Genomic DNA, 14,646 nt, shown 5'->3' on the forward strand with positions numbered 1-14,646 from the left:
GGACCCCCGATCCCCGGGTCCGGCCTTCGGGGCGTTCGCGGACGTTCACCGGGGGCAACGATGTTGCTTCTTGCGCGAACATGATCGTTCTGTTGCGGTCGTGTGGCATCCGTCGACAGCCGGGAAAGCGCGGAGACACAGTGATCTCCGTTCCCTCGCAAGCGCTTTCCTGGAGGTCCCGTGTCCGGCGTCCACCGACGTACCGTCATCAAGGGCGCCGCAGTCGCGGCAGCCGCCACCTCGTTCTCCTGGGCCCTGTCCCGCCCCGCAGCCGCAGCCGCAGCCGCAGCGTCCGGCACGGCCACCGGCACCGAGCTGCACTGGCTGGAGGGCACCCCCGACGCCCACGCCGGCACCACCTGGGGCGTCCCCTGGGCGCGCGGAACGCACAGACCCGGACAGCCCCTGAAGCTGACGACCGCCGACGGCACCGACGTCCCCGTCCAGACCTGGCCCACCGCCTACTGGCCCGACGGCTCGGTCAAGTGGACGGCCCACGCGATCGCCCCCGACGCCCCCCGCTCCGACCGCTACCTCCTCGACGCGGGCACCCCGGCCGCACCGGAACACCGGGTGACGGTCCGGCGCGCGAAGGGCGGCGTCGAGGTCTCGACCGGCGTCCTGACGGCGCTCTTCGCGGAGAAGGGCGCCGACACCGTCGTACGGAGCCTGAAGCGCGGCGGGGTCGAGGTCGCGCGGGACGGGCGGCTGGTCGCGCTGCGGCAGGGGAGTGTGCGGGACGGGGCCGACGTGGAGGCGTTCGCCGGGCGGGTGGAGAAGGTGGAGGTCGAGCAGGACGGGCCGGTGCGGGCCGTCGTACGGGTCGAGGGGCGGCACCGGCACGGCGGGCGGGGGTGGCTGCCGTTCGTGCTGCGGTTCGCGTTCTCGGCCGGGGCGGAGTCGTTCCGGCTCGTGCACACCTTCGTCTGGGACGGCGAGCAGGAACCCGGCCGCGACCAGGGCGACTTCCTGCGCGGGCTCGGGGTGCGCTTCACGGTCCCGCTGCGCGACCAGGCGTACGACCGGCACATCCGCTTCGCCGACTCGGGCGGGGGCCTGTTCGCCGAGGCCGTCCAGGGCATCACCGGCCTGCGCCGCGACCCCGGTGCGGCGGTCCGGGCCGCGCAGGTCGCCGGGGAGAAGCTGCCCGACCTCGCGACCTGGGACACGCGCGTGTCGAGCCGCCTCGCCTACATCCCCCAGTGGGGCGACTACACGCTGGCCCAACTCACCGCCGACGGCTACCAGATCCGCAAGCGCACCAAGGCCGGTCACGGCTGGATCCCGGCCGCCGCCGGTCAACGTGCCGGTGGATTCGGGTACGTCGGCGGCGCGAGCGGCGGACTGGCCTTCGGCGTACGGGACTTCTGGCAGCGCCATCCCACCCAGCTCGACGTGCGCGGCGCCGCGAGCAGCGCCGCCGAGGTCACCCTCTGGCTCTACGCCCCGGAGGCCCAGCCGCTCGATCTGCGCTTCTACCACGACGGGTTGGGCCAGGACACGTACGACAAGCAGTCGGACGGCGGCCTGGAGATCACGTACGAGGACTACGAGCCCGGCTTCGGCACGCCGTACGGGATCGCGCGGACCAGTGAACTCACGTTCTGGGCCGTGGAGAAGACACCGGCCGCCGCTCAACTCGCCGGTTTTTCTAGAGCTGTTGCGGCCCCGCCCCTTCTGACCGCCACGCCTCAACGCCTGCACTCCGCCGGGGTGTTCGGCGACTGGGCGCCCGTCGACCGTTCCTCGAAGGCCCGCGCGGTCGTCGAGGACCACCTCGACGACCTGTTCGCCTACTACCGCGACCAGCGCGAGGAGCGGCGCTGGTACGGGTTCCTCGACTACGGCGACGTCCAGCACACCTACGACACCGACCGGCACGTCTGGCGCTACGACGTCGGCGGATTCGCCTGGGACAACTCGGAGTTGGGGACCGACCTCTGGCTCTGGTACCACTTCCTGCGCACCGGCTCCGCCGAGGTGTTCCGGTTCGCGGAGGCGATGACGCGGCACACCGGCGAGGTCGACGTCTACCACCTCGGCAAGTGGGCGGGGCTCGGCACCCGGCACGGCGTCCAGCACTACGCGGACAGCGCCAAGCAGGTGCGGATCTCGACGGCGGCCAACCGGCGCTTCTTCTACTACCTCACGGGCGACGAGCGCACCGGCGACCTGCTGCGCGAACTCGCCGACGTGGAGCGGACGTTCCTCGCCGTCGACCCGCAGCGCAAGGTCCGCACCGACGGCTACACCCCCGGCGACCGGCACGCCCTCTCCGTCGGCTTCGGCACCGACTGGGGCGGCATCTTGGCGGCCTGGCTCACCGAGTGGGAGCGACGTGGACCGCGGGCGGAGCAGGCCCGGACGAAACTGGTCAACTCCCTGCGGACGATAGCCGCGCAGCCCAACGGCTTCTTCACCGGCGCCGGTCTCCTCGACGCCGACACCGGCCGGTTCGCGCTCACGGCGAGCACGGCGGTGAACGTGTCGCACCTCAGCGCCGTGTTCGGGCTCGTGGAGACCACCAGCGAGATCGTCGCTCTCCTGGGCGACCAGGAACCGGAGTTCCGCACGGCCTGGCTGAACTACGCCCGCTACTACAACGCGACCGACGCCCAGAAGCGCCAACTCACCGGCTCCACCTGGAAGTCGGCCCTCCCGGCCGCCCACTCCCGCATCACCGCGTACGCCGCCCGCCACCAGGACGACCCCGCCCTCGCGAGCCGCGCCTGGAAGGAGTTCTTCACCGGCGCCGACACCTACTTCCCGTCGAACGACTGGTCCCGCGTCACCGTCCCCACGCCCCAAGTCCTGCGCACCACGCGGGAGATCCCCTGGGTCTCCACCAACTCCTCGGCGCAGTGGGCACTCGCGGCGATCCAGAACCTCGCCCTGATCGGAGATGAGATCCCGTCATGAAACGCCTCCTGATACCGGCGCTCGGCCTCGCCTTCCTCGTCCCGCAACCCGCCCACGCGGTAGGCACGGACACGGTCCGCCCCGACGACCGACGCCTCGCCTACGAGGGCCACTGGAGCCGGAGCGCCGAGGCCGCCGTGACCGTCAACTCCGGTTCCCGGCTGCGCTTCTCCTTCACCGGGAACACCGTCCACGCCCTCTTCGACGTCGCCTCCGTCACCGTTCCCGCGCAGGTGTACGTGTCCGTCGACGGCGGCCCCAAGCAGCGGTACGACGTCGACCGCGCCGACATCGAGATCACCGCGCAGGGGCGCGGACCGCACACCGCCGAACTGTCCGTGAAGGACGTGTTCTCGCGGGTGAACCGGTGGGTGCCGCCGCTCCAGACGGGGGTGACGCTCACCGGGCTCAAGGGGCGGGTGATCCCTCAACGCGCTGAGCACAAGCGGCAGTTCGCGTTCTACGGCGACTCCGTCACGCAGGGCGTCAACGCTCTGTGCGGCAGCAGTACGACCGACTGCGCCGACGGAACGGCCGCCTACCCGACGCTGGTCGCCGACGCGCTGCACGCCTCGCTGACCCAGGTCGGGTTCGGGCGGCAGGGCGTGATCCTCACCGGGAACGGGGGAGTGCCGAACGCCCGGGACGCGTACGGCTGGAACTACGCGGGATCGGCGGCGAGTTCGGACCGCGAGGCCGATGTCGTCGTGGTCAACCAGGGGTCGAACGACGCGGCGTACGGGGCCGAGGAGTTCACCGCCGCCTACCGTGCGTACCTCGCGCAACTGCGTCAAGCCGCCCCGCACGCACGGATCTTGGCGCTGCGGCCCTTCAACGGCACGCACGCGGCGGACGTTTCGGCGGCCGTCTCCCAACTCGCCGATCCCCGCACCGAGTTCGTGGACACCACCGGATGGATCTCCACGGAAGATCTCAACGACGCGGTCCACCCGAGCGTCCAGGGCCACCGTAAGGTGGCGGACCGGTTGATCACTCTGCTGACCCCGACCGAAGGAGCGCACCGACATGACGACCACGCGTAGAGCGTTCGGCGCCCTCGCGGCGGGAGCCGCCCTCGCCGCCGTCGCCCCCGCGACGCAGGCCGCCGCCGCACCGCGTCGCCGGCTCCTCGCCCACGACGACTTCTGCCACGGGCTCGGGAAGTGGGCCGTGGAGCTGGAGAAGGGCGGCACGGTCACGGCCTCGCGGGGTGTGCTCGAAGTGGACGTGCCCGCCGGGGCGACCATCTGGCTCCGGCAGCCCCTCCAGGGGCCGTACGTCATCGAGTACACCGCGACCCCCGTTTCCGCCGGGGGTGTCAACGACCGGGTCTCCGACCTCAACAACTTCTGGAACGCCGTCGACGTCCGCTCGCCGGACGACCTCTTCGCGACCGCTCGCGGGGGCGCGCTCGCGGAGTACGACTACCTGAAGACCTACTATTCCGGGTACGGCGCCAACTACAACACGACGACCCGGCTGCGGCGGTATGTCGGTCAGGCGGGGGTCCGGCCGCTGATCTACGACTACACCGAGCCGCTGCTCGTCGCGAACGAGCCGAACCGGGTGCGGATCGTCTCCGACGGGTCGACCGTGCAGTGGTGGGACAACGGGCGGCTCGTCTTCGACTACCGCGATCCCGAGCCGTACACGGGCGGGCATTTCGCCTTCCGGACCACCTGGAGCCATTTCCGGATTGAAAGGTTCCGGGTGTGGGGCGTATTCCCGGGTTGGACAACTCTTTAGAAGTGTCTTATCTCACCGTCCGTCAACCCTTTATTACGGTCGCGTAGGTCACATTCGAAGGTGAATCATGGGCTGTTGTGGCAGACGATTCGAAGAGTGACAGCAAGACAGTGATGATCGGGTCGTACGTGGCGGTGGGGGACAGCTTCACCGAAGGCGTCGGCGACCCCGGTCCCGACGGGGCGTTCGTCGGCTGGGCCGACCGGTTCGCGGTACTCCTCGCGGACCGGCGGGCCGAGGGCGACTTCGCGTACACGAACCTGGCGGTGCGCGGGAAGCTGCTCGACCAGGTCGTCGCCGACCAGCTTCCCCAGGCCGCCGCGTTGGCCCCCGACCTGGTGTCCCTGTGCGCGGGCGGCAACGACATCCTGCGCCCCGGGACCGACCCCGACGAAGTCGCCGAACGGTTCGAACTCGCCGTCGCGCAGATGGTGTCCGCGGCCGGCACGGTGATGGTGACGACCGGGTTCGACACCCGGCAGATGCCGGTCCTCAAGCACCTGCGCGGCAAGATCGCGACGTACAACGGACACGTCCGTGCCATCGCCGACCGGTACGGGTGTCCCGTCCTCGACCTGTGGTCCCTGCGCTCCGTCCAGGACCGCAGGGCCTGGGACGACGACCGGCTCCACCTGTCCCCGGAGGGGCACACACGCGTGGCGCTCCGCGCGGGGCAGACGCTGGGCCTCGACGTTCCGGCCGACCCCGAGCAGCCGTGGCCCGCGCTCCCGCCGCGCGGGCCGCTGGACGTCCGGCGCGACGACGTGCACTGGGCGCGCGAGTACCTCGTGCCGTGGATCGGGCGCCGACTGCGCGGCGAGTCCTCCGGGGACCATGTGACGGCGAAGGGCACGCTGTCGCCGGACGACATCAAGATGCGGATCTCGGCGGTGGCCTGAGGCGCCGGCGTACGGAGTGGCGCCGTTCGCTTGTCACGGGGGCTCGGCCAGTGAGGTGATCGTACGGGAGTGGTGCGGATGGGGGTCCCGGTGCGGGTGCTGGGATGGCCGGACGCCTCCGGGGGTTTCCCGGGCGGCGGAACGTCGTCCCCGATCTGCGTAAAGGACCGGCCCGCATGCCCCGTTCCCGTACGTCCCGAGCCACCGCCGCGCTCGCCGTGACCCTCCTCTCGCTGGGCCTGTCCGCGCCCGGTGCCGCCGCGCTGGACGCGGGGCACGCCTCCGCGCCCGTCGCCGCGCGCGCCGCGTCCGCGCCGACCACGGTCACCGTGACCGGGGACGGCACCGCGAGCGCCGAGCCCGACCTCGCGGTGCTGGGCGTCGGGGTCGAGGCGACCGCGAAGACCGCGAAGGAGGCGATGGCCGCGCAGAACAAGGCGGCCGACGCGCTGCTGAAGGCGGTGCGCGGGCAGGGGGTCGCCGACAAGGACATCCACACCGACGGCGTCGCCCTGAACCCCGTCTACGACTACACGGACGGCACCTCCGTCCTCACCGGCTACCGCGCCGCGCAGTCCTTCACGGTCAAGGTCCGCGTCATCGACCGCACCGGCACCGTCCTCCAGGCCGTCACCGACGCCACCGGCGACGCGGGCCGCGTCAACTCCGTCGTCTTCGACCTCGCGAACCGTGAACCCCTCCAACGCGCCGCCCGCAAGGCCGCGTTCACGGACGCCCGGTCCAAGGCCGAGCAGTACGCCGCGCTGAGCGGGCACCACCTCGGCCGCCTGGTGACCTTGAGCGAGGGCAGCACGGGGTACGCGACCCCGGCCCCGCCGATGGCCGCGGACATGCCGGCCGGCGGCCTCGGCGCCGTACCGCTGGCACCGGGCGAGATCAAGGCGACGTCCTCGGTGACGGTGGTGTACGAGCTGGACTGAGCGGGGTCGTGTGCGCAGGCCGTCCGGGCTGGGGCTCGGGCGGCCTGCGGTGTTTTTATCAGGTCACCTTCCGGCGATGCGGAATCAAGTCGGCTGTCGCAGCGTTTTCCCAGATGGTCCGGCGGCGCCGGGGCGCGGCTCGGCGGAGGGTTCGTGCAGGGTCCTGGGGCCCGGGCCGGTTGTCAGAGGGGCCGACCATAATGGGAAGTCTCAGCAGAACCATCTGGAGGTACCGTGGCCGGTTCCCGTTCCCTCAGCTCCGGGCTCCGCGCGTTGACGCCCGCGGCGTTCGGCGTGGACCCGAGCGGTGAGCGTATGGCGCGGATCCGCAGATCGCCGCATTTCAAGGACGGGGTCTTCGTCAATCCGGGTGGCCCGGCGACGGTCAGGCCCGCCGGTTCCGCCGCCGACTTCGCGCGCGCCTTCTTCGACAAGGACACCCGCCCCCAGCGAGCCCCCTCCGGCACCATCCCCGTCCACGCCACGACCCTCGCCGACCTCGCCAAGCCCCCGGCGACGGGCCTGCGCGTGACCTGGATGGGCCACTCCAGCGTGCTCGCCGAGATCGACGGCCACCGCGTACTGTTCGACCCGGTCTGGGGCGAGCGCTGCTCCCCCGTACCCTTCGTGGGCCCCAAGCGCCTCCACCCCGTGCCCCTCCCGCTCGCCGCCCTCGGCCCGGTCGACGTCGTCGTCATCTCGCACGACCACTACGACCACCTCGACCTGCCCACGATCAAGGCGCTGGCCGGCACGGACACCCTGTTCGCCGTCCCCCTCGGCGTCGGCGCGCACCTGGAGCACTGGGGCGTCCCCGCCGATCGCCTGCGCGAGCTGGACTGGCACGAGGAGACCAAGGTCGGCGGCCTCACCCTGACCGCGACCCCGGCCCGCCACTTCTGCGGACGAGGCCTGCGCAACACGCAGCACACGCTGTGGGCGTCCTGGTCGGTCGCCGGTTCCGAGCACCGGATCTACCACAGCGGCGACACCGGCTACTTCGAGGGCTTCCGGGACATCGGCGCCGCGCACGGCCCGTTCGACATCACGATGATCCAGATCGGCGCGTACTCGGCGCTGTGGCCGGACATCCACATGACGCCCGAGGAGGGCATGCGCGCCCACCTCGACCTCCAGGGCGGCGCCCCGTCCGGCGTGATGATGCCGATCCACTGGGGCACGTTCAACCTCGCGCAGCACCCGTGGGCGGAGCCGGGGGAGTGGACGCTGGCGGCGGGCGAGGCCGTCGGCCAGGCCGTCGCCGTACCGATCCCGGGCCAGCCCTTCGAACCCGGCGGCGAACTGCCGACGCGGGCCTGGTGGCGGAGCATCTCGGCGCCGCTGGAGAAGGAGTGGCCGGTGCCGACGGTGTCGCGGGGCGACCTGGGGCTCGTCGGCGAGGGCTGAGACCGGTCGGTCGTACGCCGGGGTGGGGTTCTTTCGAGCCCGCCCCGGCTTTTTGTTGGCCAAAGCGAACACGCTGAGTGACCGGCGTCCGGGGCGGGTGTCCGGCTTCCGTACGGGACCGCTTGAGACCGTCCCTGATCAGTTCTTTTCCCTACGTGACACCCGTCCGCAGCGGGTTATCGGGCAGGCGTGCGAGCGCTCATACCAGAGCGGGACGATTGCCGCAGGAGTTCGCCAACTGCCCGCCGTACCTGCCTCGTTGGCAACTACTGTGAGTCGCCGCACAGCCAGGGACCCGACGGATCAGGACGAGGACACGGATGTCGCACCTCCGCGCACCCGCCGCACGCGCAGACCGCCGTGAGGGCGGACGGCACGGACGACCGGTCGCCCGCACGACCGAGACCCACATACGGCCGCACCTGCTGCGGCTCGCGGTACTGCCGCCGACCGCCGTCGCGCTCGGCGCGTGCGCGGTCGTGCTGTTCACCGTGCGCGCCACCGGCGTCCCGCTCGGACCCACCCTGTGGGCCGTCATCGCGGGCGCGGTCGTCGTCACCGGCGCGGGGATCGGGGTCGCCGCCGTCGCCGCGGGACGTACCGCCCGGTCGGTCACCGACCGGATCGACGCGCTGCGGCGGGCCGCCGCGCGCGGAGAGGCCGATCTGCGGGCGCTGGTCGAGGCGTTACGGCGCGGGGAGGCGCCGCCCCAGCGCCGTACGCGGGGGCTGCCGCCCGGGGACGCCGACGAGTTCGAGCTGCTCGCGGCGGATCTCGCGCGGGCGCACGACGGGGCTGTGGCGGCGGTCGTCCAGGCGACGCAGTTGTCCAGCCGGACCGGGAGCGAGCAGAAGCTGGAGGTGTTCCTCAATCTCGCGCGGCGCCTCCAGTCCCTCGTGCACCGGGAGATCCTGCTCCTCGACGAGCTGGAGAACGAGATCGAGGATCCCGACCTGCTGAAGGGGCTCTTCCACGTCGACCACCTCGCGACGCGGGTGCGGCGGCATGCGGAGAACCTCGCGGTGCTGGGGGGTGCAGTGTCGCGGCGGCAGTGGAGCCACCCCGTCTCCATGACCGAGGTGCTGCGGTCCGCGATCGCCGAGGTCGAGCAGTACTCGCGCGTGAAGCTGGTCCCGCCCGTCGACGGCGACCTCCGGGGGCACGCCGTCGCGGACGTCATCCACCTCCTCGCCGAGCTCGTCGAGAACGCCACGGTCTTCTCCGCTCCCCACACCCAGGTCCTCCTGCGCGCCAACCTCGTCACCTCCGGCCTCGCGGTCGAGGTCGAGGACCGGGGGCTCGGCATGCCGCCGGAGGAACAGGCCCGCATGAACGCGCTCCTGGCGGACCCGGACCAGGTCAACGTCGGCCGCCTGCTGGCCGACGGCCGGATCGGACTGTTCGTGGTCTCCCAGCTCGCCCGCCGGCACGGGATTCGGGTGCGGCTCCAGAACAACATCTACGGCGGGGTCCAGGCGATCCTGGTGGTGCCGCAGGCGCTGCTGGGGGAGGCGGGGCGGGGGCCGTTGGGTACGACGACGGCGGGGCCCCAGTCGACGGACGGCACCGGCATCGTCGTACCGGAGGCCGCGCCGACCGCCACGCGTGTGACGCCGACGGCCACCCCACCGCACGGTACGCACACGCCGTCACCCGCCACCCCGGGTCCCCGCCACGCGAGCCCCCGGACGGCACCGAGAGCCAACGGCACGCAGCCGCCTGCCGGGGCACACCGGGTCAACGGCACGCACCCCACCGACCCCGCCCCCGGCAACGGCGTACGCCCCGCCCCTCTCCCCACGCGCAACACCCGGGAAGCGCGGCCCAACCCCGCCGAGGCGCGGCCCGGGATCAGGGTCGGGGACCGGGCCGCCGTCGAGGAGGTGCAGGGGGAGGTGCCGGTGCCGAGGGTGGGGGCCGTGCGGGGGACGATCGGGAAGCCCAGGCTGCCCCGGCGCCGGGCGCAGGAACACCTGGCTCCGCAGTTGCGCGGGGGGCCCGTACCGAGGCCCGAGAACGAGGAGCCCGGGGGACACGATCCGGGGCTGATGGCGGCGTTCCAGCGGGGGATGGGCCTCGCGGAGGCACAACTCGGCATGGAAACGGCCGAACTCGGCCAGGCCCAGGCCCCCGACACCCCCCTGACTTTCCCTACTCCTTTGACTTCCCCCACCCCCCTCACCCCGACCTCCGACGGAAACCCCCTCTCACGATGACCCCGTTACCAAGCCCCACCGCCACCCCGTCCCCCGAGCCCCCCACCCACCGCGGCCCCCCGAACCACCCCGCGCCCCCACCCCACACCTCCGCAACCCCCCTCAAGGAGTCGATCCACCATGGCGAGCGACGCGCCGGCCACCGGACACGCATCCGATCTCGACTGGCTGATGAGCGGCCTCGTGCAGCGTGTGCCTCACACGACGAGCGCGGTGCTGTTGTCGTGCGACGGGCTCGTGAAGTCTGTGCACGGGTTGGACCACGACAGCGCGGACCATATGGCGGCGCTGGCGTCGGGCCTGTATTCGCTGGGCCGCAGCGCGGGCGTGAGGTTCGCGGACGGCGGGGACGTGCGGCAGGTGGTGGTGGAGCTGGACTCCGCGCTGCTGTTCGTGACGACGGCCGGATCGGGCACGTGTCTCGCCGTGATGGCCGGCCGGGAGGCCGACGCGGCGGTGCTCGGCTACGAGATGGCGATGCTCGTCAAGAGCGTACGGCCGTACCTCGTGACCGCCCCCCGCCAGCACCCCGCCGAACCCCCGGCGATGAGGTCGTGAACGTGATGGCGGCCGACGGGCCGTGGCTCGACGACGCGGCCGGCCGCCTGGTGCGTCCCTTCACCGTGAGCAACGGCCGCACCAGGCCCACCGTCGCCCTGGACCTGATGTCGCAGGTACGGGTCACCGGGACGAGCCCCCTCGGCTATCTGGGCCCGGAGCACGCGCAGGCGCTCGACCTGTGCCGCGCCCCGGTGCCGGTGGCCGAGGTGGCCGCCCATCTGAAACTCCCGGCGGCGGTCACCAAAGTGCTGCTGTCGGACCTGGTGGACTGCGGGGCTCTGACCACGAAACCCCCGGAGTTCCACCACAACCCCACCGACCGGGCCCTACTGGAGGCGGTGCTCGATGGACTACGACGACAGCTGTGAGTACGACGCGTACGGCTCCCGCGATGATCAGACCCCGTTCCCGACCGCGCTGAAAGTGCTGGTCGCGGGCGGGTTCGGGGTCGGCAAGACCACCTTCGTCGGCGCGGTCAGCGAGATCGCGCCGCTGTGCACGGAGGAACTGCTCACGACCGTCAGCGCCGGCACCGACAGCCTCGACGGCGTCGAGAACAAGGTCGAGACGACCGTCGCCATGGACTTCGGCCGCATCAGCCTGGACCCGGACCACGTCCTGTACCTGTTCGGGACGCCGGGCCAGCAGCGGTTCTGGTTCATGTGGGACGAACTGTGCGAGGGCGCCCTCGGCGCGGTGATCCTCGCGGACACCCGCCGCCTCCAGGACTGCTTCGCGGCGGTCGACTTCTTCGAGGAGCGCGGCCTCGGATTCATCGTCGCCGTCAACGAGTTCGACGGCGGCCACCGCTATCACCCGGAGGAGGTTCGGGCCGCTCTGGACCTCAACCCGGCGATCCCGGTGGTCCGTTGCGACGCGCGGATCTCCGCGTCCGGCGTCCAGACCCTGCTGACCCTCGTCAAGCACCTGATCGCCCACACACCCGCCGAGAACGCCCGTGCATGACCCTCAACTCGCAGAGAGGAGCCCTGGGATGAGCTACGGACCGCCGCGGCCGGTGGGGCGGCTGCTGGTCACGCCGGAGGACCGGGAGGCCCCCGCACGGGCCCGGAGGCTGAGCCGACTCGGCCTCGGGGAACGCGCGGAGCCGATGCTGGACCGCCTCGCCGAACGCCTCGCGGAGATCACCCGGACGCCGTACGCGATGGTCAACTTCGTGGGCGAGGAACGCCAGTTCTTCGCCGGTCTGTACGTCGCGCCGGGCGCCAAAGGGTCGTTGGAGCGCGCGCTTCCCCGCGACCACGGCTACTGCCCCCATGTCGTCGTCAGGCGGCGCGCGTTGGCGCTCGGCGACGTCGGCGACTACCCGCGCTTCGCCGGCAACCCGATCGTGGACGAGTACGGCGTCCGCTCCTACCTCGGCGCCCCCCTGATCGACAGCACCGGCATGGTCCTCGGCACGGTCTGTGTCGCCGACCTCACGCCAAGGGCCTGGGGGACCACGGGACTTGAGACGGTCAAGGCCGCCGCCGCCGAACTCGTGGTCCGGCTGGAGGAGAGGGCGTGAAGCGGAGCTGCGGCGCCGTTTAAGAAAAGCTCGATGGACCGGGGCGGCCCGGGTACGGCAGATTCGTCGTCGTATCCATCCCCCTCCCCGGACCCGGGTCACGTCGTCGTGCCCGCGAGCCGGTCGACTCACGTCAGGAGCCGCTGCGTTGAAGGCGCTGGTCAAGGAGAAGGCGGAGCCGGGACTGTGGCTGCGGGACGTCCCGGAGCCGGCGGTCGGCGCCGGGGACGTACTGATCAAGGTGCAGCGCACCGGGATCTGCGGCACCGACCTGCACATCCGGTCCTGGGACGGCTGGGCGCGGCAGTCGATCCGGACGCCGCTGGTCGTGGGGCACGAGTTCGTCGGCGAGGTCGTCGAGGTGGGCGCCGCGGTCACGGACGTCGCGATCGGCGACCGGGTCAGCGGCGAGGGGCACCTCGTGTGCGGGAAGTGCCGCAACTGCCTCGCCGGGAGGCGGCACTTGTGCCGGGCGACGGTCGGTCTGGGGGTGGGCCGGGACGGCGCGTTCGCGGAGTACGTCGCGCTGCCCGCGTCCAACGTGTGGGTGCACCGCGTCCCCGTGGACCTCGATGTCGCCGCGATCTTCGACCCGTTCGGCAACGCCGTGCACACGGCCCTGTCGTTCCCGCTCGTCGGGGAGGACGTCCTCATCACCGGCGCGGGGCCGATCGGCTTGATGGCGGCGGCAGTTGCCCGCCACGCCGGTGCGCGCAACGTCGTGATCACCGATGTCAGCGAGGAACGCCTTGACCTCGCACGGAAGGTCGGTGTGAGCCTCGCGCTGAACGTGGCTCGTTCCAAAATCGCCGACGGGCAGCGGGAGTTGGGGCTGCGCGAGGGCTTCGACGTCGGCCTGGAGATGTCCGGCCGCCCCGAGGCGCTGCGCGACATGATCGCCAACATGACGCACGGCGGCCGGATCGCCATGCTGGGCCTGCCGACCGAGGAGTTCCCCGTCGACTGGTCCCGGATCGTCACCTCGATGATCACCCTCAAGGGCATCTACGGCCGTGAGATGTTCGAGACCTGGTACGCGATGTCCGTCCTCCTGGAGGGCGGCCTCGACCTCGCCCCCGTCATCACCGGCCGCTACGGCTACCGCGACTTCGACGCCGCCTTCGCCGACGCCGCGAGCGGCAGGGGCGGCAAAGTCATCCTCGACTGGACGACCTGAAGGATCACCATGTTCGACTCCGTACGCGACGACCTGCGCGCCACCCTCGAAGAGATCCGCGCCGCCGGGCTCCACAAGCCCGAACGGGTCATCGACACCCCGCAGTCCGCGACCGTCAACGTCAGCTCCGGCGGCCGGCCCGGCGAGGTCCTCAACTTCTGCGCCAACAACTACCTCGGCCTCGCCGACCACCCCGACGTGATCGACGCCGCGCACCGCGCCCTCGACCGCTGGGGCTACGGCATGGCCTCCGTCCGCTTCATCTGCGGCACCCAGGAGGTCCACAAGGAGCTGGAGGCCAGGCTCTCGCGGTTCCTCGGCCAGGAGGACACGATCCTCTACTCCTCCTGCTTCGACGCGAACGGCGGCGTCTTCGAGACGCTGCTCGGCGAACAGGACGCGGTGATCTCCGACGCCCTCAACCACGCGTCGATCATCGACGGCATCCGCCTCTCCAAGGCCCGCCGCTTCCGCTACGCCAACCGCGATCTCGCCGACCTGGAACGGCAGTTGAAGGAAGCGGGGTCGGCCCGGCGCCGTCTGATCGTCACCGACGGCGTCTTCTCCATGGACGGCTACCTCGCGCCGCTGAAGGACATCTGCGACCTCGCCGACCGGTACGACGCGATGGTCATGGTCGACGACTCCCACGCCGTCGGCTTCACCGGGCCCGGCGGACGCGGCACCCCCGAGCTGCACGGCGTCATGGACCGGGTCGACATCATCACCGGCACCCTCGGCAAGGCCCTCGGCGGAGCCTCCGGCGGGTACGTCGCCGCCCGCGCCGAGATCGTCGCCCTCCTGCGCCAGCGCTCCCGGCCGTACCTGTTCTCCAACACCCTCGCGCCGGTCATCGCGGCGGCCTCCCTGACCGTCCTCGACCTCCTGGAGTCCGCCGGTGACCTGCGGGAACGGCTCGCCGAGAACACGGCGCTGTTCCGGCGGCGGATGACCGAGGAGGGGTTCGACATCCTTCCCGGCGAGCATCCCATCGCGCCGGTGATGATCGGGGACGCGGCGAAGGCGGGGCGGCTGGCGGAATTGCTGCTGGAGCGGGGGGTGTACGTGATCGGGTTCTCGTATCCGGTGGTGCCGCAGGGGCAGGCGCGGATCCGGGTGCAGTTGTCTGCGGCGCATTCGCTGGAGGACGTGAATCGGGCGGTGGAGGCGTTCGTGTCGGCGCGGGAGGAGCTGGAGGCGTCGGCTGGGGCGGAGCTGGAAGGCTGAGGGCGTTTCGAGAGGCTTGGGATAT

General features: G+C 71.7%; 13 protein-coding genes. All 13 read left to right on the forward strand.

The genetic code is table 11. The features are described 5' to 3' along the window. The first annotated feature begins 180 nt into the window (after window positions 1-180). The 13 genes from J8M50_RS40240 to J8M50_RS40300 all read left to right on the forward strand — a co-directional run bounded on the left by J8M50_RS40240 (window position 181) and on the right by J8M50_RS40300 (window position 14,621). On the forward strand, window positions 181-2,919 hold the full coding sequence (locus J8M50_RS40240; protein ID WP_010356642.1) for an exo-rhamnogalacturonan lyase family protein: 2,739 nt from the start codon (window positions 181-183) through the stop codon (window positions 2,917-2,919). Then, the gene (locus tag J8M50_RS40245) at window positions 2,916-3,962 is read left to right on the forward strand and encodes a GDSL-type esterase/lipase family protein (protein WP_010356644.1); all 1,047 of its coding nucleotides are present in this window, start codon (window positions 2,916-2,918) and stop codon (window positions 3,960-3,962) included. Before J8M50_RS40240 ends, J8M50_RS40245 begins: the two co-directional genes overlap by 4 nt. Continuing rightward, window positions 3,946-4,665 (forward strand): DUF6250 domain-containing protein, encoded by a 720-nt coding sequence (locus J8M50_RS40250; RefSeq protein ID WP_010356646.1) that lies wholly within the window; start codon window positions 3,946-3,948, stop codon window positions 4,663-4,665. Before J8M50_RS40245 ends, J8M50_RS40250 begins: the two co-directional genes overlap by 17 nt. Window positions 4,666-4,778: 113 nt before the next feature. Continuing rightward, complete coding sequence (locus J8M50_RS40255; RefSeq protein ID WP_010356649.1) at window positions 4,779-5,564, forward strand: SGNH/GDSL hydrolase family protein; 786 nt, start codon at window positions 4,779-4,781, stop codon at window positions 5,562-5,564. A 176-nt stretch (window positions 5,565-5,740) separates the two neighbouring features. Next, window positions 5,741-6,505 carry an SIMPL domain-containing protein gene (locus J8M50_RS40260; protein WP_010356650.1) on the forward strand — a complete coding sequence of 255 codons (765 nt, stop codon included), beginning with the start codon at window positions 5,741-5,743 and terminating at the stop codon, window positions 6,503-6,505. A 234-nt stretch (window positions 6,506-6,739) separates the two neighbouring features. Continuing rightward, window positions 6,740-7,912, forward strand: a complete 1,173-nt coding sequence (locus tag J8M50_RS40265; protein ID WP_010356651.1) for an MBL fold metallo-hydrolase — start codon at window positions 6,740-6,742, stop codon at window positions 7,910-7,912. 320 nt (window positions 7,913-8,232) lie between these two features. Further along, the gene (locus J8M50_RS40270; protein ID WP_010356652.1) at window positions 8,233-10,128 is read left to right on the forward strand and encodes a sensor histidine kinase; all 1,896 of its coding nucleotides are present in this window, start codon (window positions 8,233-8,235) and stop codon (window positions 10,126-10,128) included. A 120-nt stretch (window positions 10,129-10,248) separates the two neighbouring features. Further along, window positions 10,249-10,686, forward strand: coding sequence for a roadblock/LC7 domain-containing protein (locus J8M50_RS40275; protein WP_010356654.1), 438 nt, complete (start codon window positions 10,249-10,251; stop codon window positions 10,684-10,686). A gap of 5 nt (window positions 10,687-10,691) precedes the next feature. Next, window positions 10,692-11,057 carry a DUF742 domain-containing protein gene (locus J8M50_RS40280; RefSeq protein ID WP_040837468.1) on the forward strand — a complete coding sequence of 122 codons (366 nt, stop codon included), beginning with the start codon at window positions 10,692-10,694 and terminating at the stop codon, window positions 11,055-11,057. Beyond that, a complete protein-coding gene (locus J8M50_RS40285; protein ID WP_010356656.1) occupies window positions 11,035-11,655 on the forward strand; it encodes a GTP-binding protein in 621 nt (206 codons plus the stop codon). The genes J8M50_RS40280 and J8M50_RS40285 overlap by 23 nt, the downstream gene beginning before the upstream one ends. Before the next feature lie 28 nt (window positions 11,656-11,683). Continuing rightward, a complete protein-coding gene (locus J8M50_RS40290) occupies window positions 11,684-12,217 on the forward strand; it encodes a GAF domain-containing protein (RefSeq protein ID WP_010356657.1) in 534 nt (177 codons plus the stop codon). A 148-nt stretch (window positions 12,218-12,365) separates the two neighbouring features. Further along, window positions 12,366-13,394, forward strand: coding sequence for an L-threonine 3-dehydrogenase (gene tdh / locus J8M50_RS40295; protein WP_010356658.1), 1,029 nt, complete (start codon window positions 12,366-12,368; stop codon window positions 13,392-13,394). Window positions 13,395-13,403: 9 nt separating this feature from the next. Then, complete coding sequence (locus J8M50_RS40300; RefSeq protein WP_010356659.1) at window positions 13,404-14,621, forward strand: glycine C-acetyltransferase; 1,218 nt, start codon at window positions 13,404-13,406, stop codon at window positions 14,619-14,621. Window positions 14,622-14,646 lie beyond the last annotated feature (25 nt).

Source organism: Streptomyces acidiscabies (assembly GCF_020010905.1).
Taxonomy (GTDB): Bacteria; Actinomycetota; Actinomycetes; order Streptomycetales; family Streptomycetaceae; genus Streptomyces; species Streptomyces acidiscabies.

Bases quoted from the DNA above. Each gene is read 5' to 3' on its own strand.
- J8M50_RS40290 (WP_010356657.1), top strand. From the start codon at position 11,684: ATGAGCTACGGACCGCCGCGGCCGGTGGGGCGGCTGCTGGTCACGCCG.
- J8M50_RS40255 (WP_010356649.1), top strand. From the start codon at position 4,779: ATGATCGGGTCGTACGTGGCGGTGGGGGACAGCTTCACCGAAGGCGTC.
- J8M50_RS40245 (WP_010356644.1), top strand. From the start codon at position 2,916: ATGAAACGCCTCCTGATACCGGCGCTCGGCCTCGCCTTCCTCGTCCCG.
- J8M50_RS40285 (WP_010356656.1), top strand. From the start codon at position 11,035: ATGGACTACGACGACAGCTGTGAGTACGACGCGTACGGCTCCCGCGAT.
- J8M50_RS40270 (WP_010356652.1), top strand. From the start codon at position 8,233: ATGTCGCACCTCCGCGCACCCGCCGCACGCGCAGACCGCCGTGAGGGC.
- J8M50_RS40280 (WP_040837468.1), top strand. From the start codon at position 10,692: ATGGCGGCCGACGGGCCGTGGCTCGACGACGCGGCCGGCCGCCTGGTG.
- J8M50_RS40250 (WP_010356646.1), top strand. From the start codon at position 3,946: ATGACGACCACGCGTAGAGCGTTCGGCGCCCTCGCGGCGGGAGCCGCC.
- J8M50_RS40260 (WP_010356650.1), top strand. From the start codon at position 5,741: ATGCCCCGTTCCCGTACGTCCCGAGCCACCGCCGCGCTCGCCGTGACC.
- J8M50_RS40300 (WP_010356659.1), top strand. From the start codon at position 13,404: ATGTTCGACTCCGTACGCGACGACCTGCGCGCCACCCTCGAAGAGATC.
- J8M50_RS40275 (WP_010356654.1), top strand. From the start codon at position 10,249: ATGGCGAGCGACGCGCCGGCCACCGGACACGCATCCGATCTCGACTGG.